This is a genomic window from Burkholderia mycopellens (genome assembly GCF_964265025.1).
Taxonomy (GTDB): domain Bacteria; phylum Pseudomonadota; class Gammaproteobacteria; order Burkholderiales; family Burkholderiaceae; genus Burkholderia.
Genome location: NZ_OZ183802.1, coordinates 762,277 through 789,213 on the forward strand (window position 1 = coordinate 762,277; position 26,937 = coordinate 789,213).

General features: G+C 67.8%; 22 protein-coding genes. 9 read left to right on the forward strand and 13 right to left on the reverse strand.

Annotated features, from left to right (window positions below; translation table 11 throughout):
- Nucleotides 1-31: 31 nt before the first annotated feature.
- Nucleotides 32-436, reverse strand: a complete 405-nt coding sequence (locus ACPTTC_RS03655) for a VOC family protein (protein ID WP_423391573.1) — start codon at nt 434-436, stop codon at nt 32-34.
- Between the two features lie 169 nt (nt 437-605).
- On the opposite strand from ACPTTC_RS03655, the gene ACPTTC_RS03660 reads away from it, so the two are divergent.
- Both ACPTTC_RS03660 and ACPTTC_RS03665 read left to right on the forward strand, forming a co-directional pair.
- On the forward strand, nt 606-938 hold the full coding sequence (locus ACPTTC_RS03660; RefSeq protein WP_175971320.1) for an ArsR/SmtB family transcription factor: 333 nt from the start codon (nt 606-608) through the stop codon (nt 936-938).
- On the forward strand, nt 931-1,395 hold the full coding sequence (locus ACPTTC_RS03665) for an SRPBCC family protein (protein ID WP_423391574.1): 465 nt from the start codon (nt 931-933) through the stop codon (nt 1,393-1,395). The genes ACPTTC_RS03660 and ACPTTC_RS03665 overlap by 8 nt, the downstream gene beginning before the upstream one ends.
- Nucleotides 1,396-1,491: 96 nt before the next feature.
- Here the strand turns inward: ACPTTC_RS03665 and ACPTTC_RS03670 are convergent, their stop codons facing one another.
- The 6 genes from ACPTTC_RS03670 to ACPTTC_RS03695 all read right to left on the reverse strand — a co-directional run bounded on the left by ACPTTC_RS03670 (nt 1,492) and on the right by ACPTTC_RS03695 (nt 9,173).
- Nucleotides 1,492-2,793: a THUMP domain-containing class I SAM-dependent RNA methyltransferase gene (locus ACPTTC_RS03670; RefSeq protein ID WP_175955771.1), complete on the reverse strand. Its 1,302-nt coding sequence runs from the start codon at nt 2,791-2,793 to the stop codon at nt 1,492-1,494.
- Nucleotides 2,794-2,958: 165 nt separating this feature from the next.
- Nucleotides 2,959-5,082 (reverse strand): site-specific recombinase, encoded by a 2,124-nt coding sequence (locus ACPTTC_RS03675; protein ID WP_423391575.1) that lies wholly within the window; start codon nt 5,080-5,082, stop codon nt 2,959-2,961.
- A 465-nt stretch (nt 5,083-5,547) separates the two neighbouring features.
- On the reverse strand, nt 5,548-6,273 hold the full coding sequence (locus tag ACPTTC_RS03680) for a PqiC family protein (RefSeq protein WP_423391576.1): 726 nt from the start codon (nt 6,271-6,273) through the stop codon (nt 5,548-5,550).
- Entirely contained in the window at nt 6,270-7,889 is a 1,620-nt protein-coding gene (locus tag ACPTTC_RS03685) for an intermembrane transport protein PqiB (RefSeq protein WP_423391577.1), read from the reverse strand. Before ACPTTC_RS03685 ends, ACPTTC_RS03680 begins: the two co-directional genes overlap by 4 nt.
- On the reverse strand, nt 7,882-8,511 hold the full coding sequence (locus ACPTTC_RS03690; RefSeq protein ID WP_175955779.1) for a paraquat-inducible protein A: 630 nt from the start codon (nt 8,509-8,511) through the stop codon (nt 7,882-7,884). The genes ACPTTC_RS03685 and ACPTTC_RS03690 overlap by 8 nt, the downstream gene beginning before the upstream one ends.
- On the reverse strand, nt 8,508-9,173 hold the full coding sequence (locus tag ACPTTC_RS03695; protein ID WP_175955781.1) for a paraquat-inducible protein A: 666 nt from the start codon (nt 9,171-9,173) through the stop codon (nt 8,508-8,510). The genes ACPTTC_RS03690 and ACPTTC_RS03695 overlap by 4 nt, the downstream gene beginning before the upstream one ends.
- A 258-nt stretch (nt 9,174-9,431) precedes the next feature.
- On the opposite strand from ACPTTC_RS03695, the gene ACPTTC_RS03700 reads away from it, so the two are divergent.
- From ACPTTC_RS03700 to ACPTTC_RS03715, 4 genes are all read left to right on the forward strand, one after another.
- Nucleotides 9,432-9,992, forward strand: a complete 561-nt coding sequence (locus ACPTTC_RS03700; protein ID WP_175955783.1) for a cytochrome b — start codon at nt 9,432-9,434, stop codon at nt 9,990-9,992.
- Nucleotides 9,993-10,000: 8 nt separating this feature from the next.
- Nucleotides 10,001-10,561, forward strand: a complete 561-nt coding sequence (locus ACPTTC_RS03705; RefSeq protein WP_175955785.1) for a YceI family protein — start codon at nt 10,001-10,003, stop codon at nt 10,559-10,561.
- A gap of 65 nt (nt 10,562-10,626) precedes the next feature.
- Entirely contained in the window at nt 10,627-11,208 is a 582-nt protein-coding gene (locus ACPTTC_RS03710; protein WP_175966544.1) for a YceI family protein, read from the forward strand.
- A 181-nt stretch (nt 11,209-11,389) separates the two neighbouring features.
- Entirely contained in the window at nt 11,390-12,667 is a 1,278-nt protein-coding gene (locus ACPTTC_RS03715; protein WP_423391578.1) for an MFS transporter, read from the forward strand.
- A gap of 18 nt (nt 12,668-12,685) precedes the next feature.
- Here ACPTTC_RS03715 and ACPTTC_RS03720 read toward each other — a convergent pair whose 3' ends face one another.
- The 6 genes from ACPTTC_RS03720 to queA form a co-directional block, all read right to left on the reverse strand.
- Nucleotides 12,686-14,242: a S41 family peptidase gene (locus ACPTTC_RS03720; RefSeq protein WP_423391579.1), complete on the reverse strand. Its 1,557-nt coding sequence runs from the start codon at nt 14,240-14,242 to the stop codon at nt 12,686-12,688.
- 193 nt (nt 14,243-14,435) lie between these two features.
- Complete coding sequence (secF, locus tag ACPTTC_RS03725) at nt 14,436-15,386, reverse strand: protein translocase subunit SecF (RefSeq protein WP_006482457.1); 951 nt, start codon at nt 15,384-15,386, stop codon at nt 14,436-14,438.
- 18 nt (nt 15,387-15,404) lie between these two features.
- Complete coding sequence (secD, locus tag ACPTTC_RS03730) at nt 15,405-17,426, reverse strand: protein translocase subunit SecD (RefSeq protein ID WP_226195389.1); 2,022 nt, start codon at nt 17,424-17,426, stop codon at nt 15,405-15,407.
- 106 nt (nt 17,427-17,532) lie between these two features.
- Entirely contained in the window at nt 17,533-17,856 is a 324-nt protein-coding gene (gene yajC / locus ACPTTC_RS03735) for a preprotein translocase subunit YajC (protein WP_006476868.1), read from the reverse strand.
- A 232-nt stretch (nt 17,857-18,088) separates the two neighbouring features.
- Nucleotides 18,089-19,276 carry a tRNA guanosine(34) transglycosylase Tgt gene (gene tgt, locus ACPTTC_RS03740; protein WP_175955797.1) on the reverse strand — a complete coding sequence of 396 codons (1,188 nt, stop codon included), beginning with the start codon at nt 19,274-19,276 and terminating at the stop codon, nt 18,089-18,091.
- Nucleotides 19,277-19,478: 202 nt separating this feature from the next.
- A complete protein-coding gene (gene queA / locus ACPTTC_RS03745) occupies nt 19,479-20,546 on the reverse strand; it encodes a tRNA preQ1(34) S-adenosylmethionine ribosyltransferase-isomerase QueA (protein WP_423391580.1) in 1,068 nt (355 codons plus the stop codon).
- Nucleotides 20,547-20,713: 167 nt separating this feature from the next.
- Between queA and recG the strand changes: the two genes are divergently transcribed.
- The 3 genes from recG to katG all read left to right on the forward strand — a co-directional run bounded on the left by recG (nt 20,714) and on the right by katG (nt 26,933).
- Entirely contained in the window at nt 20,714-23,020 is a 2,307-nt protein-coding gene (gene recG / locus ACPTTC_RS03750; protein WP_423391581.1) for an ATP-dependent DNA helicase RecG, read from the forward strand.
- A 125-nt stretch (nt 23,021-23,145) separates the two neighbouring features.
- Nucleotides 23,146-24,105, forward strand: a complete 960-nt coding sequence (locus ACPTTC_RS03755; protein WP_043189592.1) for a hydrogen peroxide-inducible genes activator — start codon at nt 23,146-23,148, stop codon at nt 24,103-24,105.
- Between the two features lie 641 nt (nt 24,106-24,746).
- Nucleotides 24,747-26,933 carry a catalase/peroxidase HPI gene (gene katG, locus ACPTTC_RS03760; RefSeq protein ID WP_423391582.1) on the forward strand — a complete coding sequence of 729 codons (2,187 nt, stop codon included), beginning with the start codon at nt 24,747-24,749 and terminating at the stop codon, nt 26,931-26,933.
- Nucleotides 26,934-26,937: the final 4 nt, after the last annotated feature.

Below are 26,937 nucleotides of genomic sequence, written 5' to 3' on the forward strand. Positions count from 1 at the left end.
TAGCGCCGCGCGGGCGCGACGGCCGCCGTGCTCAGTGGCATTTCGGCGCGTGCAGGCCGACGCGGTTGCCTTCGGTGTCGATCAGGTAGCCGACGTAGCCGTAGTTGTTCGGCAACTCGACGACCGAGCCCTGCACGACGCCGCCCGCGCGCTTCGCGCGTTCGAGCGCGGCGATGACCGATTCGCCGGCGTTCAGGTAGACGAGCACGCCGTTTGCGCTCGGCTTCATCTGCTGCGGATCGAACACGATGCTGCCGCCCGTGCTGGACGCCTCGTGATCGAACACGGCCATCGGCACGCCGCCGATGACTTCGCGCTGCAGCGTGGTTTGCAGCACGGTTTCATAAAAGCGGATCGCGCGGTCGAAATCGAGGGACGGAATGTCGAACCACGCGATTGCGCGTTCCAGCGTTGCGGTGGCAGTTGCGGACGTCATGACGAGCTCCTTGTTGCGTTGTTATTCGGATTCGGTGCGGAAACCGGCGTTGCATTGCGCCGGGATTGCAGTGTGATCGCGGCCTGCTGACACCGTATTGTCAGTAGAGTTGTCACCCTTGACATGCAACCATTTGGTTGCATAATAGGCTCATTGACCCGGGAGTGGCATGGATCTCGTTTTCAGGGCGCTGGCCGATGCCACGCGCCGCCAGTTGCTTGATTTGCTGTACGCGAAGAGCGGACAGACCCTGTCCGAGTTGTGCGACGGGCTCGCGATGAGCCGGCAGGCCGTGAGCAAGCATCTCGCGCTGCTCGAGGCCGCGAATCTCGTCGCGACGACGTGGCGCGGCAGGGAGAAGCTGCATTACCTGAATCCGGTGCCGATCCACGACATCGCGGAACGCTGGATCGGCAAGTTCGAGCGTCAGCGCCTGCAGGCGCTGGCGGACCTCAAGCGCGGGCTCGAAGCGGCCGGCGATTCTGGAGACAACGATGAGTAATCCCGCCTTTGTGTACGTGACGTTCATTGCATCGACGCCCGAACGTGTGTTCGATGCGCTCACCAACGCCGAGCTGACGAAGGACTACTGGGTGCGGCACCGCAACGCGTCGCCTGACTGGCGGCCGGGCTCGCGTTGGGAACATCAGGACTACGACGATCCGTCGCGGGTCGACATCGTCGGCGAAGTGGTCGAGAACGATCCGCCGCACCGGCTGGTCGTCACGTGGCGCACGCCGTCGGGGGAGAGCGGGGAATCGCGTGTGAGCTACGTCGTCGAGCCGCACGAGGGCGTCGTGAAGCTGACCGTCACGCACGACGGGCTGGTGCCGGGCTCGGAGATGGATCGCGGGATTCGCGGCGGGTGGCCGGTCGTGTTGTCAAGTCTCAAGACGCTGCTCGAGACAGGGCAGGCGCTGCCGTTCACGAAGGGGCGCTGGGAGTGTTCGAAGCACTGAAACGAAACGCCGCCGTTGCCGCGGGTGCGGTAACGGCGGCGTTCCGGTTGCCGCAGAGGGGCCGCGCAAGCGGCCCCGTCGCGATCATGAGGCGGACTACGCGTCGCCTTCCGGCGCGGCCGGGCGCGCCTTCACGCTGCCGGCGATCAGGTCGAAGCGGAACAGGCGGCATTCGAGCGCGCCGTTGAACAGCGGCGTCTTCGCGGATTCGCGCAGCCGCAGCTGGCCCGGCAGCGAACGGTCGGACGTCAGCAGGAACGCCTGCCAGCCCGTGAAGCGCTGCTTCAGCGCATCGCCGAGCGCGTTGAAGAACTCGCTGTCCGGTGCGTCGGTGTGGGTGCGGCGGAATGCGTCGTCGTTGCCGCGGTTGCGGCCCGTCTCGCGCACCTCGCCGCGCGCGCTGCGGCCGCGCACTTCGATCCGCTCGCCGTACGGCGGGTTCGCGAGGAGGATGCCCGGGCCGTCGCACGGCGGCGTCATTCCGCGCGCGTCGACCTGCTTGAGCCATACCGACGGCACGCCTGCGCGCTCGAGGTTCGCGCGTGCCTTCTCGAGCATGTCGCCCGAAATGTCGCTGCCGTACACGCCGAGCGTTTCGCCGCGCTTGCCGCGCGCCGCGCGCTTCGCGTCCAGCGCCGGGACCTTCAGCCCCTGCCACGCGGTGATGTCGTATTGCTTGAGTTTCTCGAAGCCGAACCGGCGCTCGACGCCGGGCGCCACGCCGAGCGCGATCTGCGCGGCTTCCGCGAGAAACGTGCCGCTGCCGCACATCGGGTCGTACAGCGCCGTGCCGGGCGTCCAGCCCGTCAGGCGCAGGATGCCGGCCGCGAGGTTTTCGCGCAGCGGCGCCGCGCCCTTGTCGAGACGCCAGCCGCGCTTGAACAGCGGCTCGCCCGACGTGTCGAGGTACAGCGTGCATTCGCCCGCCGTCAGGAACGCGAATACGCGCACGTCCGGCGCACCGGTGTCGATGCTCGGGCGCGCGCCGGTCTTGTCGCGCATCCGGTCGCAGATCGCGTCCTTCACGCGCAACGTCGCGAATTCGAGGCTCTTCAGCGGCGACTTGATCGCGGTGATGTCGACGCGCAGCGTCTGCGTCGCCGCGAACCAGCGCTCCCACGGCTGCTCGAGCGCGAGCGCGTAGACGTCCTGTTCGTTGCGGTACGCGCGGTGGGCGATCTTCAGCAGGACCCGGCTCGCGATCCGCGAATGGAGGTTCGCGGCCATGCCGGCGGCCCAGCCGCCGCTGAAGTGGACGCCGCCCGGCACCTGCGCGCCCGCGGTGAACGGCGCGCCGTTCAGGTGGCGGCCGGCGATTTCGGCCAGCTCGGCGGCAAGCGCCGCTTCGAGGCCGCGCGGGCAGGGGGCGAAGAATTCGTACAGGGTGGGCGAGGACATAAGGCGGGTGGGGACGTGCAAAAGTCCACTATTGTACGCGGCGCGGGCGGCCGGGGCCGGCGTTGCGTCGCGTTTCGATGCCGCGGCGCGGGCCCGGGCGTCGCGCGGGCGTGTCGGAAGGCCGCGCGGCGGCGCCCGGGCGGGCGCCGCCATGCCGCCGCAGGGTCAGTGCGAGCCCGGCTGGCTGGCGCGCGCGGCCTGGCCGCTGCCCGGCCAGAACAGCGCGAGCGGATTCGACAGCACCGTGCGGACGATCGCGGCGACGAGCGCGCGCACCTTGGTCGGGCGCAGGCTGCGCGAGCGCACGGCCATCGTGAACGCGAGCGCGAAGCTCACGAGCACGTTGAGAATCGCCATGCTGAGCACGCCGGCGCCGGCCCACCACAGCTCGGGCGTGCCGAGCGCATCCTTGCCCAGCACGCCGAGCGCGACGCCGATCGAACCGGCCGACAGCGTCACGTGCCGCACCTCGAACGGGAACATGAACACGGTGACGATCGCCGGAACAAGGCCGAGCATCAGGCCGAGGCCGACGTTCGCGACCACGCCGGCCACGTTCGACCGGCAGAAGTGCGCGAGCTTCGCCGCGCCGGCCGCGCCGAGCGTCAGGCGCAGCCGGCGGTTGTACGTGAGCGCGTCGCCGACCCGGTGCAGCACGAACCAGTTGTCGGCCCAGCCCGCGAGCAGGCTCGACGCCCACAGCAGCACGCCCGTCAGCGCCGCGTAGAGCGGCGTCGGGCCGAGCAGCGAGAACGAGTGCAGCGTCGCGTGCGCCTTCTCCGGCGAGATCAGGTTCGCGTGCAGCACGTTGCCCGCGAACAGTTGCACGAGCAGGCACACGGGCAGCACGACGAGCACGTTGCCGGAAATCGCGGCCGCCTGCGTGCGGATCAGCGCGATCACCGACGACACGAACGCCTTCACGCCTTCGTCGTGGCCGGTGTCGTCGAGTTCGCGCGCGAGCGTCGGCGCGGTCATCGCGGGCTGCTTGGTGGCGAGCGTGAAGTGCAGGAAGTGCATCAGCATGAAGCTGGCCGCGTAGTTGACGCCCGCGAGCAGCCCTTCGAGCATCGACTGCAGGTGCGCGCCCGTGATCGCGAACTTCACGCACACGGTCACGACCGTGACGAGGCCGCCGCCCGCGGCCATCCGCAGCATCTTCAGGTACTCGGCGCGGCCGCGCGAGATGTAGTGCTCGCCGGTGTCCGCGTTGGTTTCGACGAGCTTGCGCGCGAACAGCGAGAAGTTGCTGCGCACGAGGTGCGACACGCTCTGGCTGTTGTTGTTCGCGTCGATGAGCTCGGCCGTCAGGTGCGCCATTCCGTGCAGGTCGTCGCGCGCCATCCACGCGTTCAGCAGCATCTCGGCGCGCAGGATGCGCATGCGCATCCGCTCGACCTGGAACACGATGTCGACCGACACGCCGTTGCGGTACAGGTGCGAGAACACGTCGTCGACGGCGATCCGGCATTCGTCGAGCAGCACGCGCAGGTAGTTCACCTCGTGCAGCAGCTTGCTCGGGTCGCCGCCGTCCTCGACGGCCGCGTGCGCGGTTTCGACCGCGAGCATCGCGCGCGTGAGGCGATAGAACGGCTGCGTTTCGAGCGGCTTGCGCGCATCGTCGTCGGAGAGCCGGCTGCGCACCGTCTGCGACAGGCCGGTCGAGCTGATCTGGCAGGTCAGGTTGTGCAGGGCGGCCAGCAGGTCGCGCGAGAACGAGCCCGGCTTGTGGCGCTCCTCGTCGGTGACGTCGAACGAGAGCAGCTCGGCGAGGCGCGTGAGGAGATCGTCGGGCAACGCGTCGATCCATTGCGCGTCGTCCGGCGTCGGGAACATCAGCGTGAACAGCGCCGAGAGCTCGCGGCGGTTCGGCGCGGGCGGGATCAGCGACGAGTCGATCCGCTCGAACAGCGCGCCGAAGAAGCCCGAGTGCACGGGCATGCCGGCGTCGCACAGGAGCGAGATGCCATCGCACTCGCGCAGGATGCCGCGCAGGATGCGCGCGGCGTGGGTTTTCCACGCGGGATTGCGATCGAGCACGTGGAACAGGTAGCGCAACCGCGCATGGGCCGGATACGCGCGCGCATCGTCGTCGCGATCGGCGGGCGCGTCTTGCGCGGCCTGCATCGTGCCGGTGCGGCGCAGCCAGTGCGCGAGCTCGATCAGCCATTCGCTGCGCTCGGCGTACGACGCATCGGCGTCGGCGTGCGCGAGCAGCGCATCGAGCTGGTGACCGGCATTGCGCGACGCGCGCCACTTCTTGATCAGGGTCGTCAGGGAACGAAACATAAACGGGATAGCGAAAGCCCTCGGCGGGCGGGTTCGGGATGCCGGCCGGGGAAACGGCGCGGCGCCGGGGAGAACGGGTGAGACGCGGCCGGTTGCCGGACGATGCGCGGCGACCCGCGATGCGGCTGCCCCGCTGCGGTGCACGCCGATTGCGTGTGGGCGCCGGGAGGCACGGCGGTCCCAGCCCGGCGTCGCTGGCTGGCGCGCACGACGAGCGGCGCGGGCCTGAAAGTGCGTAGGATCGTCAATCGGGCCCGAAAATGCAAGCCGACCGCGTTACATGGCGCCGGTTCCGGCCGACTTTGACAAACAATGCAAATGGCCGTCCGGCCGATGCATCTCGATGCGAGCCCGGTTGCGGCAGGGCGACGCCGACGGCAGCCGGCGATCGCTCGCGGACGCGCCGGGCCGGACGAAGCCGCGCAGGCGAGCGTGCCGTCGAGCGCTCGCCCGCCCGCCGCACGTTTATGCGCCGGACTTGCCCGTCGCGCCGGCGTCGCCGCCCGGCATCGCGTTGGCCGGGCACGGCACGAACGGCGCGGCGGCCGTCTTGCTGCCGGCGGCGGGCGCCTTGGCAGCCGGTGTGCCGCGGTGCGCGGCCATCGCGCGCACGCCGGCCGCGGCTTGCGTGGCAATCACGTCGAGCGCGCGCCGGTGGCCGGCGACGAGCGCGTCGTAGCCATCGGCGACCGGTTCCGCGACGCTTGTGCGGCACGTCATCACGGCCTGCGTGGCGAGCGAGCGCACGCTCCACACGGCGTCGACCGCCGCGCGCTTGCCGGGCCACGACTCGAAGCGCTGCACGTTCACGCTGATGCGATACACGGGCACGCCGGGCGGGTACGCGGAATTCGCGACGTCGATCGTGCCGAGCTGCGTGGCGAGATCGTCCGACAGCGCGCGGCGGATCTCGTCGGCGGGCGGCGACGCCCAGCGTTCCTGCTCGAGCACGTCGACCTGCGCGGCGTTCTTCTGCACGACCAGCTGGCTCTTCGCCACCTGCTCGGGCACGCCGACGGACGGCACCTCGATCAGGAACGCCGGGTTGGCCGGCGCGGTGCGCAGCGGCGCTGCGGCATCGGCCGGGCTGAGCGTGTAGAACCGCGCGGGCGGCGAGCTGCACGCGGCGAGCGCGAGGGCGGCGACAGCCGCCGCCGCGCCGCTCGCAAAACCGTTCACGCGTGTGGTCATGGTTGATCTCCTGGCTTGCCCTTGAGCAGCGATTCGGGGTGACGCTCGAGGTAGTCGGCGAGCGCGTTCAGCGACTGCAGCGTGCGTGTGAGCTCCTTCAGCGCGCCGCGCACGTCGGACTGCAGCGGCGAATCCTGCTGCAGCGTCGCTTCGGCGGTCGAGAAGGTCTGCTTCGCGGCCGACAGCGTGTCGCGCGCTTCCGGCGCGACCTGCGTGTCGAGCTGCTTGAACAGCTTGTCGGCGTTCGACAGCGCGCTGTTCAGGTTCGCGCCGATCTGGTCGAACGGCACCTTGTCGAGCTTCTTCGCGATGTCGGCGACCTGCAGCTGCAACTCGTCGAGCGTGTTCGGCACGGTCGGCAGCTCGAGCGGCTGGCGCGCCGTGTCGATCTTCACGGCCGGTGCCTTCGGGAAGAAGTCGAGCGCGACGTACAGCTGGCTCGTCAGCAGGTTGCCGGTGCGCAGCTGGCCGCGCAGCCCGTGCTGGACGAGCCGCTCGACGATTTCGCGGCGGGCCGGTTCGCCCTTGCTCTCGATCGTTTCGCGGAAGCGGCGTCCGAGGCGTTCCGGATACACGTTCATCGTCACCGGCATCAGGAAGTTCTTCGTCTTCGGATCGAAGTCGATGCCGATGTTCGTCACTTCGCCGAGCACGATGCCGCGGAAGTCGACCGTCGCGCCGACGGCGAGCCCGCGCAGCGACTGGTTGAAGTTCATCACGACCTGCAGCGGCTGGCCGTCCGGGTCGCGCATCGCGTCGCCCTCGTCGGAGGCCAGGCGGAACGTCGTGTTGTTCGGCGCCGTCGTGCCGGAGCCCTGATTCGGCGGCGTCTGGAACGCGATGCCGCCGAGGATCACCGTCGCGAGCGACTGCGTGTTCAGCTTCAGGCCGCTCGAGTCGAGCCGCAGGTCGACGCCGCTTGCCTGCCACCAGCGCGAGTTCACGCCGACATACTGGTCGTACGGCGCATTGACGAACACGTTGAACGTGACGCCGGTGCCGTCCTTGTCGAGCGAGAAGCCGACCACCTGGCCGACCTGCACGCGGCGGTAGTAGACGGGCGAGCCGATGTCGACCGAGCCGAGCGAATCGCCGCGCAGCACGTATTGCGTGCCTTTCTGGTCGCCCGTGACGGCGGGCGGCGTCTCGAGTCCCGTGAAGTCGGTCAGCGTATCCTGTCCGTGGCCGGCGTCGACGCCGATGTACGCACCGGACAGCAGCGTGCCGAGCCCCGACACGCCGGTCGCGCCGACGCGCGGCCGCACGATCCAGAAGCGCGAGCCCTTCACCGCGAAGTCCTCGGCTTCCTTCTTGAGCTGCACCTGGACGAGCACGCGCGACAGGTCCTTCGACAGCTTGATCGTCTTGACCATGCCGATCTCGACGTCCTTGTACTTGACCTGGGTCTTGCCGGGCTCGAGCCCTTCGGCGCTGTGGAAGCTGATCGTGATTTCCGGGCCGCGCTCGCGCACGGACTTGATCACGAGGCCGATGCCGATCAGCGCGGCGATCAACGGCACGAGCCAGACGAGCGACGGCAGCCAGCCGGATTTCGTCGAGATCGTCGGATCGGGGGGCCGGGGCGCGTCGTGCTGCGGGCCTTGTGGACTATTCATGGTGATTCCCTGAGGTTTCGACTGGATCCCAGATCAGGCGGGGATCGAACTGCATCGACGCGAGCATCGTCAGGATCACGACCGAGCCGAACGCGAGCGCGCCGGGGCCGGCCGTGATGACGGCGAGCGAACGGAAATGGACGAGCGCGACGGTCAGCGTCACGACGAAGATGTCGAGCATCGACCAGCGGCCGATGCGCTCGACGATCCGGAACAGGCGCGTGCGCTGCAGCGGCCGCCAGGCGGTGCGGCGCTGCGCGCTGATCACGAGGATCAGCAGCACGCCGAGCTTGAGCATCGGCACGAGGATGCTCGCGACGAACACGACGACGGCGAGCGGCCAGTCGCCCGATACCCAGAAATAGATGACGCCGCTCATGATCGTGTCTTCCTGCGAGCCGACGATCGACGCGGTGCGCATGATCGGCAGCAGGTTCGCTGGAATGTAAAGAATCGCGGCCGCGAGCAGCAGCGCCCACGTGCGCATCAGGCTGTTCGGCGTGCGGAAATGGAGGGCGCTGCCGCAGCGCGCGCAATGTGCGTGCGGATGGTCGAGCGTCTGCACGAGGCCGCACGTGTGGCAACTGACATAGCCTTCGCGGGCGGCGGTCGGGATCGTCATCGGCGGGCGGCTTCCGGCAGCGGGGCGGCATCGTCGGGCTGCCCGGGAGCGCGTCCGGCGCGCAGGTCGTCGGCGATGTCCCACAGCGTGCGCGGATCGAACATCAGCACGACCGCGATCATCAGCGTGAGCGCGGCGAACGCGAACAGCGCGGCATCGGGTACGACACGCGCGAGGCTGACCATCTTCACGATGGTCACGAGGATGCCGAGCATGAACACCTCGATCATCCCCCAGGGCCGCACGAGTTCGATCGCACGCAGCACCAGGTTGAAACCGGGCGGCACGACACCGCGCCGGATCGGCAGCAGCAGGTACAGCAGCGCGGCCATCTCGACGAGCGGGAACAGCACGGTCGAGCAGAACACCATCACGCCGACGATCGCCATGTCCTGGTGCCACAATGAATCGATCGCACCGATCAGCGTGGTCTGCACGCGGTTGCCGTTCACGTCCATTTCGAGGATCGGGAACGCCTGCGCGATCGTGAACGTGATCAGCGCCGCGAGCGCGAGCGCGCAGATCCGCTCGATCTGCGCGGCGCTGTTGCGATAGAGCAGCGCGTCGCAGCGCGGGCAGCGCGCGGATTCACGTCCGCTCAGGCGCGGTTTGTGCAACAGTGCGTCGCATTCGTGACAGGCAATCAGGTCGTTTCGTTGCATGGAAAAGGCAGTTGTGCGACGGCTGGGGAGACGCGTCGACGGGGCCGGAACCCGCGCCAATCTTACCAAAAGGCCTTTTTCGGCGTGTCGACGATCGCGGGTTTGGTGACCGAGCGGTAACATGACAGGAAACCGTCAGCCGGCTGGCGTGCCTGTCTTCAGAGTCCGCGCGTGTCAAAAGGTTGCGGTAGCATGGCGCCCTTGACAAGCGTCGGACGAATTGCCGGCGCGGCCGTTCGCTGAACTGAGGAATCCAAGATGGCATCGAAATCGCTGCCGGCCAGGCCGGTACGCTATACGCAGACGGCGATCGCGCTGCACTGGCTGATCGCGCTGCTGATCGTCTGCGCGTTCGCGCTGGGCTGGGTGATGACCGACATCCCGGGCTTCACGCCGACCAAGCTGAAGTACTTTTCGTGGCACAAGTGGATGGGCGTGACCGTATTCGCACTGGCCGTCATCCGCGTGCTGTGGCGTGCGACCCACGTGCCGCCGGCGCTGCCGGGCGGTACGCCGGCGTGGCAGCGTGCGGCGTCGCATGGCGTGCACATCCTGCTGTACGTGCTGATGATCGTGATTCCGGTGACGGGCTACCTGTACAGCTCGGCGTCGAACATCCCGGTCGTCTATCTCGGCATCGTGCCGCTGCCGCGGCTGATCGACCCCGATCCGGTGCTGAAGGAAACCTTCAAGACGCTTCACGTGTCATTGAATTACATTCTGCTTGCGCTCGTCTCGCTGCACGTGCTCGCGGCGCTCAAGCACCAGCTGTTGGACCGCGACGGCCTGCTGTCGCGGATGCTCCCCTTTGCCAAATGAAGGATCCCATGAAGATGTCTTTCTCCCGCCCCATGCTGGCCGCGCTCGCCGCGGTGTCGTTTGTCGCGTCGGGCACGGCGCACGCCGATGTCGATCTCGCGAAGAGCAAGGTGTCCGCCGTGTCGAAGCAGATGAACGTGCCGACCGAAGGCGCGTTCAAGAAATTTTCCGCGCAGGTGAAGTTCGACCCGGCCAAAGCCGCGCAGGGCAGCGCCCAGATGACGATCGACGTCGCGAGCTATGACCTCGGCGACAAGATGTACAACGACCAGGTCGCCGGCAAGGACTGGTTCGACGCGAAGACGTATCCGCAGGCCACCTTCGTGTCGTCGGCGATCGCGCCGGCGGGCGGCAACAAGTACAACGTGACCGGCAAGCTGACGATCAAGGGCAAGTCCGAGAACGTCACGGTGCCCGTCACGGTCACGCAGAGCGGCGCGACGCAGACCTTCGACGGCGTGCTGCCGATCAAGCGTTCGACGTTCAACGTCGGCACCGGCGAGTGGAAGGACACGTCGGTCGTCGCGGACGAAGTGCAGATCAAGTTCCATCTCGTCGCCACCAAGTAAGCGGCGGGCTGTCGCCTCACCTGAATGCCGCGCGAGGGCGCGGCGCCGTTCCAAGGAGAAAGAGTTTGAAAAAGCAACTGATGATCGCCGCAGGCGCGCTGGCAGCGTCGCTGTCGTTCTCGGCCTTTGCCGAAAGCGTGACGTACCAGTTCGACCCGAGCCACACGTACCCGAGCTTCGAGGCTGACCACATGGGTGGCCTGTCGGTCTGGCGCGGCAAGTTCGACAAGTCGAGCGGCACCGTGACGCTCGACCGCGCGGCGAAGACGGGCACGGTCGACGTGACGACCGACATCGCGTCGATCCACACCGGCAGCGCGAAGCTCGACGAGCATCTGCAGACGGCCGAGTTCTTCGACGCGGCCAAGTTCCCGCAGGCGAACTACAAGGGCGCGATCAAGTTCGACGGCGACAAGCCGGTGTCGGTGGTCGGCAACCTGACGCTGCATGGCGTCACGAAGCCGGTGACGCTGAAGATCGATTCGTTCAAGTGCATGCCGCACCCGATGCTCAAGCGCGAAGTGTGCGGTGTCGACGCCGTCGGCGAATTCGACCGCAGCGATTTCGGCCTCGACTACGGCAAGCAGTACGGCTTCAAGATGAAGACGAAGCTGCTGATCACGGCCGAAGCGCTCAAGCAGCAGTAAGCCCGTCGGCCGGGCCAGCCTTCGCGCCGGCCCGCCGCGAGCCCGCCGCCGCGTTCCCGTCAGGGGGCGCGGCGGTTTTTTTGCGCGCCTATAATCGCCCGAGCGTCGTGCGCGGCGCCGGGCAGGCCGACGGCGCGTGCGGCCGCCTCGAACAGAACGTACAACGACAAGGAGATCGCCGATGCATGCCGTCACGCAGTCCCGTTCCATTGCTTCGTCGCCGCGCGTGTGGCGCGCGGTGGTCGCCGCGTCGATCGGCAATGCGCTCGAGTGGTTCGATCTCGTCGTCTACGGCTTCTTCGCGGTGACGATCTCCAAGCTGTTCTTTCCGGCGGGCAACGATACCGTGTCGCTGCTGCTCACGCTCGGCACGTTCGGCGTGTCGTTCTTCATGCGCCCGCTCGGCGCGATCGTGCTCGGTGCGTATGCCGACCGCGCGGGCCGCAAGGCCGCGCTCACGCTGTCGATCCTGCTGATGATGGCCGGCACGCTGATCATCGCGGTGCTGCCGACCTACGAGACGATCGGCGTCGCCGCGCCGGTGATCCTCGTCGCCGCGCGGCTGATGCAGGGCTTCTCGGCCGGCGGCGAGTTCGGCAGCGCGACCGCGTTCCTCGCCGAGCACGTGCCGGGCCGGCGCGGCTTCTTCGCGAGCTGGCAGGTCGCGAGCCAGGGGCTCACGACGCTGCTTGCGGCTGGCTTCGGCACCGTGCTGAACGCGCAGCTCACGGCCGCGCAGATGGCTGCCTGGGGCTGGCGCGTGCCGTTCTTCTTCGGCCTGCTGCTCGGGCCGGTCGCGTACTACATCCGCACGAAGGTCGACGAGACCCCCGAATTCCTCGCGGCGGAAGGCACCGCGAACCCGCTGCGCGATACGTTCGCGACGCACAAGGCGCGTCTCGTCGCCGCGATGGGCGTGGTCGTGCTCGGCACCGTCGCGACCTATCTCGTCCTGTTCATGCCGACCTACGGCGTGAAGCAGCTCGGCCTCGCGCCGTCGGCCGCGTTCGCGGCGATCCTCGTCGTCGGCGTGATCCAGATGGCGTTCGCGCCGCTCGTCGGCCACTGGTCGGACACCTACGGCCGCGTGCGCGTGATGACCGCGCCGGCCGTCGGCATTCTCGTGCTGATCTACCCGGCATTCGCTTACCTGGTCGCCCATCCGGGCTTCGGCACGCTGATCGCGCTGCAGGTGCTGCTCGCGTTCCTGATGACCGGCTACTTCGCGGCGCTGCCGGGTTTGTTGTCCGAAGTGTTTCCGGTGCAGACGCGCACGACCGGGATGTCGCTCGCGTATAACGTCGCGGTGACGATCTTCGGCGGCTTCGGGCCGTTCATCATCGCGTGGCTGATCAAGGCGACCGGCTTGAAGACCGCGCCGAGCTTCTACCTGATGTTCGCGGCCGTGCTGAGCCTCGCGGCGCTGGTCGTGCTGCGCAAGCGGTTCGGCTTCCGGTAACAGGGCGGGCGGCGCGCGTCAGTTGCCGGCGCGCTCGCATACGGGCTGCGCGGGCATCAGTTGCGGTCGGGCTTCGACCGTCTGCACGGGGCGCCCGGCGAGCGCGGCAAGCGCCTGCCTGAGCTGCCAGTCGGTTGCCGTGCCGAACACGCGCTGCGGCAGCGCCGCGCTCTTCGCCGTATCGATCTTCGCGAGCGCACGCTGCTCGCGCAGTTTCTGCCGTTCCTTGCGCACCTTCGCGAACGGATCGGGCGCCAGCCGGTCCGCATACGGCGCGCGGGCGAGATCGGCTTCCCGGTACCACAGCAGTACGCCGTCGACGTCCGAGTCGCGGCGCGGCGGCACGAGCCAGTCCGGCACGACGCCGTAGCCGTCCATCGGGCAGCCGTTCGGCCGCAGGTTGCGCGCGAACGTGAAATTCAGGCGCGTGCCGTCGATCAGGTCGACCCCCGTCTGCGCGAGCCCCTTCCCGTAGGTCGGCATGCCGAGCAGTTTCGCGCGGCCGAGATCCTTCAGTGCCGCCGCGGTCGCTTCGGCGGCCGACGCGCTCTGTCCGTCGACGAGCACGACGAGCGGCACGGTGCGCCACCAGTCGTCGGCCTGCAGTGGCGCGAGCGGATCCTGTCCATGCATGACCGGCAATTCGTAATCGGGCCAGTTGGTCGTGTAGCGGCGGCGGTTGGCGTCGCCGCGCTCGACCGTCACCATCGCGGTGCGGTCGCGGCCGGCGAACAGCGCGGTGATGCCGATCGCCGCATTGAGCGCGCCGCCGCCGTTGATGCGCAGGTCGAGAATCACGCCTTTCACCGGCGGCCCCGCGCGGCGCGCGGCCTGCACCGCGTCGATGTAGTCGCCGACCGCCGGTTCGGGGAAGCTCGACAGCCGCGTGTACAGGATGTCGCCGTCGAGCCGTTTCGCGGTAGCAGGATGCGGTTTGAGGATCGTCCGCACGGGCGCGAAGCTCAGCACCGCGTGCGACGGGCCGCGCTGGACCGTGAGCTTCAGCGGCACGCCCGCGTCGCCCTTGGCGAGCCGGGTCAGGTCGGCGGCGTCGATGCCGACGACGCTCGTATCGTTCATCGCGACGACGAGATCGTCGGGGCGCACGCCGGCCTTTTCCGCGGGCGCGTTGGGAATCACGTCGACGATGTGCAGCCCGTCGGGTCGCGTCTCGAACACGATGCCGATGCCGGGCGTGCCGTCGCGCACGCGCCGTTCGTCTTCGCGCCGCTCCTGCTCCTCCTTCGCGTCGAAGAAGCGCGCGTACGGTAGCGTCTTGATGCCCGCGTGGGTCGTTGCGTCGAGCAGCGCGCCGATGTCGACGTCGGTCAGGTGCTGACGCTTCAGGACTTCAACCGCGGCCTTGAGTTCGCAGATCTGCGGCTCCCAGTCGGGCGGGCAGGGCGAGGGCGGCCGGGCGGTGGCGGGTGAGGAAGCGGGTGCGGAAGCGGGCGCAGAAGCGGGCGGGGCGGACGCCGGCTGTTGGGCACCGGCGGACGACGCACACGGCAGGAGCGCGGCCGCGACGGTTGCGCAAGCGGCAAGGCGAAGAACGACACGCGTGGGAGGCATCATCGGGACCGCACGTTTGAACGGAGGGCGAAGGTGCTTTAGCCGGCAGGCGGCGCGGCGGGACGGTCACGATTGTAGCCGACGCGCGTGACGGGGCAGGGCGAGCGGGCTGTGCGATGTCGGTCGAGTGGCGCAGGCATGAAAAAAGCCGGCCCAGGCGGGCCGGCTTTTCGTCTGTGCCGAAGCAGCGTGGCGCTTAAACCTGCGCGCCTGCGTTCGGATCGTCCGGATCGTGCGCGGTCTTCTTTTCCTTGATCAGGTCTTCGCGCTTGATGCCGAGCCACATCGCGAGCGAGCCCGCGACGAACACCGACGAGTAGATGCCGAACATGATGCCGACCGTCAGCGCGAGTGCGAAGTAGTGCAGCGTCGGGCCGCCGAAGAAGAACATCGACAGCACCATCATTTCGGTCGACGTGTGCGTGATGATCGTACGCGACATCGTGGTCGTGATCGCGTGGTTGATCACTTCCTGCACGCTCATCTTGCGTTCGCGGCGGAACGTTTCGCGGATCCGGTCGAAGATGACGACCGACTCGTTGACCGAGTAGCCGAGCACCGCGAGGATCGCCGCGAGCACCGCCAGCGAGAACTCCCACTGGAAGAACGCGAAGAAGCCGAGAATGATCACGACGTCGTGCAGGTTGGCGATGATGCCGGCCACTGCGTACTTCCACTCGAAGCGGAACGACAGGTAGATCACGATGCCGATCACGACGCACGCGAGCGCGAGCAGGCCGTCGGTCGCGAGCTCCCGGCCGACCTGCGGGCCGACGAACTCGACGCGCTGCAGCGTGACGTCCGGGCTCTGCGCCTTCAGCGCGCCCATCACCTGGTCGCTCTGCTGCGCGGACGTGAGGCCTTCCTTCAACTGCAGGCGGATCAGCACGTTGCGCGACGTGCCGAAGTTCTGCACCTGCGCGTCGGCGTAGCCGAGCTTGCCGAGCGTCGCGCGCACGGGTTCGAGTTCAGCGGCCTGCTGGTACTGCACCTCGATCACCGTCCCGCCGGTGAATTCGACGGACAGGTGCAGCCCGCGGTGGAACAGGAAGAACACGGCGGCGAGGAACGTGACCAGCGAGATCACGTTGAACACCAGCGCGTGCCGCATGAACGGAATGTCTTTACGGATGCGGAAAAATTCCATGGTTTCGTCTCCGGGGCCTTATTGGGTCGAGCCCGGTTTCTTCGGCGACACGCCTTGCTGCGCGCGGTTGCGCAGCTGCGGCTTGCCGGTGCGCGGCGCGTTGCCCTTCGCGGGGGCGGCGAGCTTCGCGGCACGCGCGGTGTCGGTCGATTCGTCGGCGTCGGAGAACGATGCGCCGGCAGCGGCGCCTTCCGGCTTCCACACCTGGCCGATCGCGAGCGACTTCAGCTTCTTGCGGCCGCCGTACCAGAGGTTGACGATCCCGCGCGAGAAGAACACCGCGGAGAACATCGACGTCAGGATACCGAGGCAGTGCACGATCGCGAACGCGCGAACCGGGCCCGAGCCGAACGCGAGCAGCGCGAGGCCGGCGATCAGCGTCGTGACGTTCGAGTCGAGAATCGTCGCCCATGCGTGCGCGTAGCCGGACTGGATCGCGAGCTGCGGCGGCTGGCCGGCGCGCAGTTCTTCACGCACCCGCTCGTTGATCAGCACGTTCGAGTCGATCGCCATACCGAGCGCGAGCGCGATTGCGGCGATACCGGGCAGCGTCAGCGTCGCCTGCATCAGCGACAGCACGGCGACGAGCAGCAGCAGGTTGACCGACAGGCCGATCACCGAGACCACGCCGAACAGCATGTAGTACGCGATCATGAACACGGCGATCGCGCAGAAGCCCCAGATCACCGAGTGGACGCCCATCTTGATGTTGTCGGCGCCGAGGCTCGGGCCGATCGTGCGTTCCTCGATGATGTCCATCGGCGCGGCGAGCGAACCGGCGCGCAGCAGCAGCGCGAGGTCGGCCGCGGCCTGCGGCGTCGGCTGGCCCGTGATCTGGAAGCGGTCGCCGAGTTCCGACTGGATCGTCGCGACCGTCAGCACTTCGCCCTTGCCCTTCTCGAACAGCACCATCGCCATCGGCTTGCCGATGTTCTCGCGCGAGACCGCGCGCACCGAGCGGCCACCGGCCGAATCGAGGCGGATGTTGACCGACGGACGCTGGTGTTCGTCGAAGCCGGCCGACGCATCGATGATGCGGTCGCCGGTGAAGATCACGTCCTTCTTCAGCAGCACCGGCGCCTGGTTGCCCTGCGTGAACAGCTCTTCACCCGGCGGCACCGGGTCGTTCGGGTTCGGGTGCGTGTTGATCGGGTCGGCGAGGCGCGCCTCGAGCGTCGCGGTGCGGCCGATGATGTCCTTCGCCTTCGCGGTGTCCTGCACGCCCGGCAGCTCGACGACGATGCGGTCGCTGCCCTGCTGCTGCAGGATCGGCTCCGACACGCCGAGTTCGTTCACGCGGTTGTGGAGCGTCGTCAGGTTCTGCTTGAGCGCGGCGTCCTCGACGGACTTCTGCACGGCCGGCGTGAACGTGCCGACGACCTGCGTGCCGCCGCCGCCGGGCTGGGTCGCCCATTGCAGTTCGGTGATCGACAGCGCGAGCACCTTGCGGGCGTCTTCCGCCGTCTGCGCATCGCTGAAGTTGACGACCACGGACTGGTCGACGCGGCTCACGCCGCCGTCACGGATGTTCTTGTCGCGCAGCAGCGTGCGCGCGTCGGACGCGTCGGAATCGAGCTTCTTCGTCAGCGCGCCCGTCATGTCGACCTGGAGCAGGAAGTGGACGCCGCCACGCAGGTCGAGGCCGAGATACATCGGCAGCGCGTGCAGGGCGGTGAGCCAGCGCGGCGACGCGCTCTGCAGGTTCAGGGCGACGACGTACTGCGGATCGTTCGGGTCGGCGTTCAGCGACTTCTGCAGCAGGTCCTTGACGCGCAGCTGCGTATCGGTGTCCTTCAGGCGCACGCGGATGTTCGCGTTGGTCGCCGTGTTCTCGAAGGTAACGTCGTCCGGCGTGATCTGCGCGGAGGCGAGCGCCGATTCGACCTGGGTCAGCGTGGTCGAGTCGAGCTTGACCGTGGCCTTGCCGCTCGACACCTGCACCGCCGGCGCTTCGCCGAAGAAGTTGGGCAATGTGTACAGAAGGCCGATGGCGAGCGCCACGACCATCACGACATATTTCCAGAGTGGATAACGATTCATGAGGGAGCCGAACGGGTGGTTGGCGTGAAAGCGTCGCGTCCGGCGCCGCGGCGGCCCGCTCTCTCAGGCGGGCACGGCGCGGGGAGCCGGACGCTCGGTGAAGGGCTTACAGCGACTTGATCGTGCCCTTCGGCAGAATGGTCGTGACCGCAGCCTTCTGCACGGTGATTTCGGTGCCTTCGGCGATCTCGACGCCGATGTAGCCTTCGGTGACCTTCGTCACCTTGCCCACGAGGCCGCCGCTCGTGACGACTTCGTCGCCCTTGGCCATGGCCGCGAGCATGTTGCGGTGCTCCTTCTGACGCTTCATCTGCGGACGGATCATGATGAAGTAGAGCACGGCAAACATCAGGATGAGCGGCAGGAAGCTCATCAGGCTCGATTCGGCGCCACCGGCACCTTGGGCGAACGCGTTGGAAATGAACGGCACGTTGGTCTCTCCGTAGAGGAAGATCGAAAAATAAGCCGGTTATTCTACCACCGGCCCCATGCGCTAACGGCGCTGCAAATGCGCTTTCGGATCAAGCCGTTAAAGCGCGAACCGGCACCGTTGCGACTCGTTTGGAAAGGCAATTGTAATGTTTGGCGGTCGAGTTCGGCAGTTGGCGCGCGTTATTTAGTACATGTCCTATGTGGCGAACCGCCGCGCGGCCCGCCGGCCGTCAGTCGACGCCTCTTGCACGATCCTCCGCGAAGCGCTGGCGGAACGCGTCGAACGTGTGGGTCTCGATCGCTTCGCGGATCTCGCTCATCAGTTGCAGGTAGTAGTGCAGGTTGTGGATCGTGTTGAGCTGCGCGCCGAGGATCTCGCCGACGCGGTGCAGGTGATGCAGGTAGCCGCGCGAGAAGTTCTGGCACGTGTAGCACGTGCAGCTCGCGTCGAGCGGCTTCAGCGAATTCTTGTGCGTCGCGTTGCGGATCTTCACGTCGCCGAAGCGCGTGAACAGCCAGCCGTTGCGCGCGTTGCGGGTCGGCATCACGCAGTCGAACATGTCGACGCCGTTCGCGACGCCTTCGACCAGGTCCTCCGGCGTGCCGACGCCCATCAGGTAGTGCGGCTTGTTGGCCGGCAGCTTCGGGCCCACGTGGCGCAGCACGCGCATCATGTCTTCCTTCGGCTCGCCGACCGACAGCCCGCCGATCGCGAGGCCGTGGAAGCCGAGTTCCGCGAGGCCCGCGAGCGATTCGTCGCGCAGGTCCTCGAACATCCCGCCCTGGACGATCCCGAACAGCGCGTTCGGGTTGCCGAGCCGGTTGAACTCGTCGAGCGAGCGCTTCGCCCAGCGCAGCGACATGCGCATCGAGTCGGCCGCTTCCTTGTGCGTGGTCGGCACGCCGTTGGTCGCATACGGCGTGCACTCGTCGAACTGCATGACGACGTCGGAGTTCAGCACCTTCTGGATCTGCATCGACACTTCCGGCGACAGGAACAGCTTGTCGCCGTTGATCGGCGATGCGAACGTGACGCCGTCCTCGGTGATCTTGCGCAGGTCGCCGAGCGAGAACACCTGGAAGCCGCCCGAGTCGGTCAGGATCGGCTTGTTCCAGCCCATGAAGCCGTGCAGGCCGCCGTGCGCGTCGATCGTGTCGAGGCCCGGGCGCAGCCACAGGTGGAACGTGTTGCCGAGGATGATCTGAGCCTTGATCTCGTGCAGCTCGCGCGGCTGGATCGCCTTCACGGTGCCGTACGTGCCGACCGGCATGAAGATCGGCGTCTCGACCACGCCGTGATTGAGCTTCACGCGGCCGCGGCGCGCGTGGCCGTCGGTCGCCAGCAGTTCGAATTCGAGCCCGTTCGCCGGGCGCTCCTGCACGGGGGCGTGCGTATCTTGGGATGAACCTTCGGTCATCGCGTCATTCTCCTTGCCACCGGAGAAAGCTTTGCATGGGACCGGAGTATGCGCTGAAGCGCTGACTCCGGATCGCAAGTCCGGCGCGTGTTGGAAACGCCGCCGGCAAGCCGGCAGCGGGGAAAAACGGGGTGTGCGCCATCGTAGCGCGCGGCGGGCGAACGGCGGCTGAGCGGCGTGCGGGCCGTCGCGCCTGCTTCGCTCAAACGCGCGGCGCCTCCGGCGTGTCGCGCCGCGTGAGCAGCATCGCATCGCCGTAGCTGAAGAAGCGGTAGCGTTGCTCGATCGCATGCCGGTACGCGGCGCGGATCGTCTCGACGCCCGCGAACGCGGACACGAGCATCAGCAGCGTCGACTTCGGCAGGTGGAAGTTCGTGACGAGCCGGTCGACCACGCGAAAACGATAGCCGGGCGTGATGAAGATGTCGGTCTCGGCCTGCGTGGCCGCGAGCGGGCGGCCCGCTTCGTCGGCAGCGCGCGCGGCGGCTTCGAGCGCGCGCATCGACGTCGTGCCCACCGCGATCACGTTGCCGCCGCGCGCGCGGGTCGCGGCGATCTTGTCGACGAGCGACTGCGGCAGGTCGTACCACTCGCTGTGCATCTTGTGCTCGGCGACGTTGTCGACGCGCACCGGCTGGAACGTGCCGGCGCCGACGTGCAGCGTCAGCGTCGCGCGCTCGACACCCATCGCGTCGAGCCGGTCGAGCATCGGCTGGTCGAAGTGCAGCCCGGCCGTCGGTGCGGCGACCGCCCCCGGATTGCTCGCGTAGACGGTCTGGTAGCGCGTCTCGTCGGTCGCGTCCGGATCGTGCTCGATATAGGGCGGCAGCGGCAGGCGGCCATACTGTTCGATCAGGTCGAGGCACGGCTCGGGGAAGTTCAGCGTGAAGAACGGCTCGACGCGCTCGCCGACCGTCACGTCGAACGCATCGGCGAGGCGCAGCGTCGTGCCGGCGCCCGGCGACTTGCTCGCGCGGATCTGCGCGAGCGCCGTGTGCGTACCGGTCACGCGCTCGATCAGCACCTCGATCTTGCCGCCGCTGGCCTTCTGGCCGAAGAAGCGCGCCTTCAGCACCTTGGTATCGTTGAAGACGAGCAGGTCGCCGGCCGAGATGCACGACGGCAGCCCGGTGAAATGGCGGTCGACCAGGCGCGCGGGCGCGACGGTGCCGTCGACCTCGAGCAGGCGGCTCGCGGTGCGATCGGGCAGCGCGGTTTGTGCAATCAGCTCGGGCGGCAGATTGAAATCGAAATCGGAAAGCGTGAACATGCGGGCTGGTTCGAAGCGGCCGGCGGGCGTCGCCGGCAGGGCGGAAACGCGTAAATGGGGCGCGCGAGCCGCTATGATGGCGGGATGCGCGGCCTGGCCGGCGTCGTTCGTTCGGACGACGTGAAAGCCGCTATTGTACTTGCCTTGCGAAGCACCCAGACGATCCGATGCCAGTGTCACCACGCCGTTCCCCCGCTGCCGTTGCCGATTCCGCCGATCCGTTCGACGCGGAGGATGTCGCGCCGCCCGCGCCAGACGCGGCGGAGCGCACTGTGCCGCGCCGTGCCGGCCCGAAGCGCGGTGCCGACGGCAGGCTCGCGCAGCCGGCCGCCGCCGCGCCCGATGCCGATAGCGCTGCTGCAAGCGACGCGGCGGGCGCGAAGCGCAAGAAGAAGCCGGCCGCCGACAAGCCCGTGAAGACTGTCGACAAGCTCGCGAAGCTCGGCCTGACGCGCTCGATCGATCTGGTGCTGCATCTGCCGATGCGCTATGAGGACGAAACCACGCTCACGCCGATCGGCGAGCTGCTGCCGGGCGGGATCGCGCAAACGGAAGGCGTCGTGTTCGACAACGAGGTCGCCTACCGGCCGCGTCGCCAGCTGGTCGTGAAGATCCAGGACGACGACGGCGAGCACCTCGTGCTGCGCTTCCTGAATTTCTACGGCTCGCAGGTCAAGCAGATGGCCGTCGGCCAGCGCCTGCGCGTGCGCGGCGACGTGCGCGGCGGTTTCTTCGGGATGGAGATGGTGCATCCGGCGGTGCGCGTCGTCGAAGCGGATGCGCCGCTGCCGCAGGTGCTCACGCCCGTCTATCCGAGCACGGCCGGCGTGTCGCAGGCCTATCTGCGCAAGGCGATCGAGAACGCGGTCGAGCGTACGCCGCTGCCCGAGCTGTTGCCGCCCGAGATCCAGCGCGACTACCTGAAGCCGCTCGACGTGCCGACGCTCGAGCAGGCGGTGCGGATCCTGCACCACCCGCGTGTCGATTCCGACGAAGCCGCGCTGATGGATGGCTCGCATCCGGCCTGGACGCGCATCAAGTTCGAGGAACTGCTCGCGCAGCAGCTGTCGCTCAAGCGCGCTCACGAGGAGCGCCGCACGCGCGCGGCACCCGCGATGCCGCGCCGCACCGCGAGCGATGCCGATGCGCTCACCACCCGGCTCTACGCGGCGCTGCCGTTCACGCTGACGGGCGCGCAGGCGCGCGTCGTCGACGAGATCGCGCACGATCTCACGCTCGCGCACCCGATGCAGCGCCTGCTGCAGGGCGACGTCGGCAGCGGCAAGACCGTCGTCGCGGCACTGGCCGCCACGCAGGCGATCGACGCCGGCTACCAGGCCGCGCTGATGGCGCCCACCGAAATCCTCGCGGAACAGCACGCGCGCAAGCTGCGTGCGTGGCTCGAGCCGCTCGGCGTCACGGTGGCGTGGCTCGCGGGCAGCCTGAAGGCGAAGGAAAAGCGCGCGGCGATCGAGGCGGCCGCGCTCGGCACCGCGCAGCTCGTGATCGGCACGCACGCGATCATCCAGGACACGGTCGAATTCGCCCGGCTCGGCCTCGTGATCGTCGACGAACAGCACCGTTTCGGCGTCGAGCAGCGGCTCGCGCTGCGTGCCAAGGCCGCGAACGCGGCCAACGGCGCGCGCGACTTCCAGCCGCACCAGCTGATGATGTCGGCCACGCCGATTCCGCGCACGCTCGCGATGACGTACTACGCGGATCTCGAGGTCTCGACGATCGACGAGCTGCCGCCGGGCCGCACGCCCGTGCTGACGCGCCTCGTCGGCGATGCGCGGCGCGAGGAAGTGATTGCCCGCGTGCGCGAGGCCGCGCTGACCGGGCGTCAGGTGTACTGGGTGTGCCCGTTGATCGAGGAGAGCGAGACGCTGCAACTGCAGACGGCCGTCGAGACCTACGAGACGCTCGCCGCCGCGCTTCCGGAGCTGAAGGTCGGGCTCGTGCACGGCCGGCTGTCGCCGGCCGACAAGGCGGCCGTGATGGAAGCGTTCACGCGCAACGACGTGCAGCTGCTGGTCGCGACGACCGTGATCGAGGTCGGCGTCGACGTGCCGAACGCGTCGCTGATGGTGATCGAGCACGCGGAGCGCTTCGGCCTCGCGCAGCTGCACCAGTTGCGCGGCCGGGTGGGGCGCGGCACCGCGGCGTCGGTGTGCGTGCTGCTGTACACGGGGCCGCTGTCGCCGACCGGCCGCGAGCGGCTGAAGACGATGCGCGAGACGACCGACGGCTTCGAGATCGCCCGGCGCGACCTCGAGATCCGCGGCCCCGGCGAATTCCTCGGCGCACGCCAGTCGGGCGCGGCGATGCTGCGCTTTGCGAACCTCGAGACCGACGGCTGGCTGATCGAACCGGCCCGCGAAGCCGCGACGCGGCTGATTGCCGCGTATCCCGAGATCGTCACGCAGCATCTCGCGCGCTGGCTCGGCGCACGGGAGCAGTATCTGAAGGCCTGATCCCCTGGGCGAGGCCGGATTTAAAACCGCCGTTTGAAGCATTTCGATGCCGAGAAACTTGGCGAACCGGCGTCACAGGGTGTATAAATTAAACCTATCGCCTGTATATCCCTGATTGACCCACAATGACGCTGACTGAATTGAAATACATCGTCGCGGTCGCGCGCGAACGGCATTTCGGCCGTGCGGCCGAAGCATGCTTCGTGAGCCAGCCGACGCTGTCGGTGGCGATCAAGAAGCTCGAAGACGAGCTCAACGTGCAGATTTTCGAACGCGGCGCGAGCGAAGTGAGCGTGACGCCGATCGGTGACCAGATCGTCACGCAGGCGCAGCGGGTGCTCGAGCAGACCTTCGCGATCAAGGAGATTGCGAAGCAGGGCAAGGATCCGCTGGTCGGCCCGTTCCGCCTTGGCGTGATCTACACGATCGGGCCCTACCTGCTGCCGACGCTCGTCAAGCAGATGATCCAGCGTGTCCCGCAGATGCCGTTGATGCTGCAGGAAAACTACACGCTCAAGCTGCTCGAACTGCTGAAGCAGGGCGAGATCGACGCCGCGATCATGGCGCTGCCGTTTCCGGAAACCGGCCTGATGGTGCGTCCGCTGTACGACGAACCGTTCGTCGTCGCGCTGCCCGCCGGCCATCCGTGGGAAAAGCGCGAGGAAATCGACGCCGAGGACTTGAAGCAGGAAACCATGCTGCTGCTCGGCAACGGCCACTGCTTCCGCGATCACGTGCTCGGCGTGTGCCCGGAGCTGATGCGCTTCTCGCAAACGGCCGACGGCATCCAGAAAACCTTCGAGGGCTCGTCGCTCGAGACGATCCGCCACATGGTCGCAAGCGGCGTCGGCATCACCGTGCTGCCGCGCATGTCGGTCGCCGAGGTCGGCCCGCGCGCGAACGGCCCCGACGCCGAACTGCTGTCGTATGTGCCGTTCAACGAGCCGGTGCCCGACCGCCGCGTGGTGCTCGTGTGGCGCAAGAGTTTCACGCGGATGCCCGCGATCGACGCGATCAGCGACGCGATTTCCGCGTGTGAGCTGCCGGGCGTCGCGAAGCTCGACATGCCGGCGACGATGAACTGAGCACGCCGCGCATGCGCGTGTGGCAGCACGATGAACGGGGTCTTGCGGCCCCGTTTATTTTTCTCTATCGCATAGATGAAATTTATTAAATTCACTTAATTAATAGATGTTAATAGAATCATCTACATGGATCGGCTTGACGTCGACGACTGATCCGCACGTTGAATGCAAGCGTCAAAGGAGGATGTCATGATGCGGTCGGTATTGCAGCACGCGCAGCGGAACATCCCGTCGCGCGACGCGGTCGTACATCGCGCCAGGGCGGCGGTTCGCAGCCTTCGTCCGATTGCGTTCGCGTACCTGGCGGACCGTGTGTATGGTGGCTGACCGCCGCCACGCGCCGGTTCAGTGTTCCCCCGATTCACCGCCGTCAAGCCATGAGGGAGCATCGCATGTCCGAAAGATGGAATACCGCCCGCAGCGCCGGCACGACGCCTGCCGGCAGCCGGTTCCCCGAGCGTCCCGCCTGCGGCCCATCGCGGCAGGAGCGCGCGCCACGGGCCGCGCACGACATCCCGTAGTACGACAGGAGGACCAACCTGTTCCGTTTCCCATCCCCGCAATGACACTCCATCAACCGCGTCCGGCATGCCGCCGGAGCAAACCGGTGGAGTCATACGAGCAAGCCAAGGAGAAATCGCATGTCGAACGAAACGAAGTGCCCGTTCAACCACACCGCTGGTGGCGGCACGACGAACAAGGACTGGTGGCCGAATCAGCTGAACCTGAACATCCTGCATCGGCACTCCGCGCTGTCCGATCCGATGGACAAGGATTTCGACTACGCCGAGGCGTTCAAGAAGCTGGACCTTGCGGCGGTGAAGCAGGACCTGCACGCGCTGATGACGACGTCGCAGGACTGGTGGCCGGCCGACTTCGGCCACTACGGCGGCCTGTTCATCCGCATGGCCTGGCATAGCGCCGGCACGTATCGCACGGCCGACGGCCGCGGTGGCGCGGGCGGCGGGCAGCAGCGCTTCGCGCCGCTCAACAGCTGGCCGGACAACGTGAGCCTCGACAAGGCGCGCCGGCTGCTGTGGCCGATCAAGCAGAAGTACGGCCGCAACATCTCGTGGGCCGACCTGCTGATCCTGACCGGCAACGTCGCACTCGAATCGATGGGCTTCAAGACCTTCGGCTTCGCCGGCGGCCGCGTCGACACGTGGGAACCGGACGACGTGTACTGGGGCTCGGAAAAGATCTGGCTGGAACTGAGCGGCGGCCCGAACAGCCGCTACTCGGGCAAGCGCGAGCTCGAAAGCCCGCTCGCGGCCGTGCAGATGGGCCTCATCTACGTGAACCCGGAAGGCCCGGACGGCAACCCCGACCCGGTCGCCGCCGCGCACGACATCCGCGAGACGTTTGCGCGGATGGCGATGAATGACGAAGAGACGGTCGCGCTGATCGCGGGCGGCCACACGTTCGGCAAGACGCACGGCGCGGGCCCTGCCTCGCACGTCGGCGCCGAGCCGGAAGCCGCGGGCCTCGAGCAGCAGGGTCTCGGCTGGAAGAGCACGTTCGGTACGGGCAAGGGCAAGGACGCGATCACCAGCGGCCTCGAAGTCACGTGGACGACGACGCCGACGCAGTGGAACCACGACTTCTTCAAGCACCTGTTCGACTACGAGTGGGAGCTCACGAAGAGCCCGGCCGGCGCGCACCAGTGGGTCGCGAAGAATGCCGGCGAAGTGATTCCGGACGCATTCGACCCATCGAAGAAGCACCGTCCGACGATGCTGACGACCGACCTGTCGCTGCGTTTCGACCCGGCCTACGAAAAGATCTCGCGCCGCTTCTACGAGAACCCGGACCAGCTCGCCGACGCGTTCGCACGCGCCTGGTTCAAGCTCACGCACCGCGACATGGGCCCGCGCGCCCGCTATCTCGGCCCGGAAGTGCCGGCCGAGGAATTGCTGTGGCAGGACCCGATCCCGGCCGTCGACCACAAGCTGATCGACGACGCGGATGTCGCCGCGCTGAAGGCGAAGGTGATCGCGTCGGGCCTCACGGTGTCGCAATTGGTGTCGACCGCATGGGCGTCGGCGGCGACGTTCCGCGGCTCGGACAAACGCGGCGGCGCGAACGGTGCGCGCATCCGCCTCGCGCCGCAGAAGGACTGGGAAGTGAACCAGCCCGCGCAACTCGCGAAGGTGCTCGACACGCTCGAAGGCATCCGCAAGGCGTTCAACGACGCGCAGACGGGCGGCAAGCAGGTGTCGCTGGCCGACCTGATCGTGCTGGCCGGTGCGGCCGGCGTCGAGCAGGCCGCGAAGCAGGCGGGCGTGGCGGTGACGGTGCCGTTTGCACCGGGCCGGATGGATGCATCGCAGGAGCAGACCGACGTTGACGCGATGGCCGTGCTCGAGCCGCTGGCGGACGGTTTCCGCAACTACCTGAAGAGCGCGTACAAGACGCCGGCCGAAGCGCTGCTGGTCGACAAGGCCCAACTGCTGACGCTGAGCGCGCCGGAGATGACGGTGCTCGTGGGCGGCCTGCGGGTGCTCGGCGCGAACGTCGGCGGTGCGAAGCACGGCGTGTTCACCGACCGTCCGGAAACGCTGACGAACGACTTCTTCGTGAACCTGCTCGACATGGGCACCGAGTGGAAGCCGGTGTCCGACGCGAACGACGTGTTCGAAGGGCGCGATCGTGCGACGGGCCAGGTCAAGTGGACGGGCACGCGCGTCGACCTGATCTTCGGTTCGCACGCGCAACTGCGCGCGCTGGCCGAGGTGTACGGCAGCGCGGATGCGAAGGAGAAGTTCGCGCGCGATTTCGTCGCGGCCTGGAACAAGGTGATGAACCTCGATCGCTTCGATCTCGCGTAAGCGT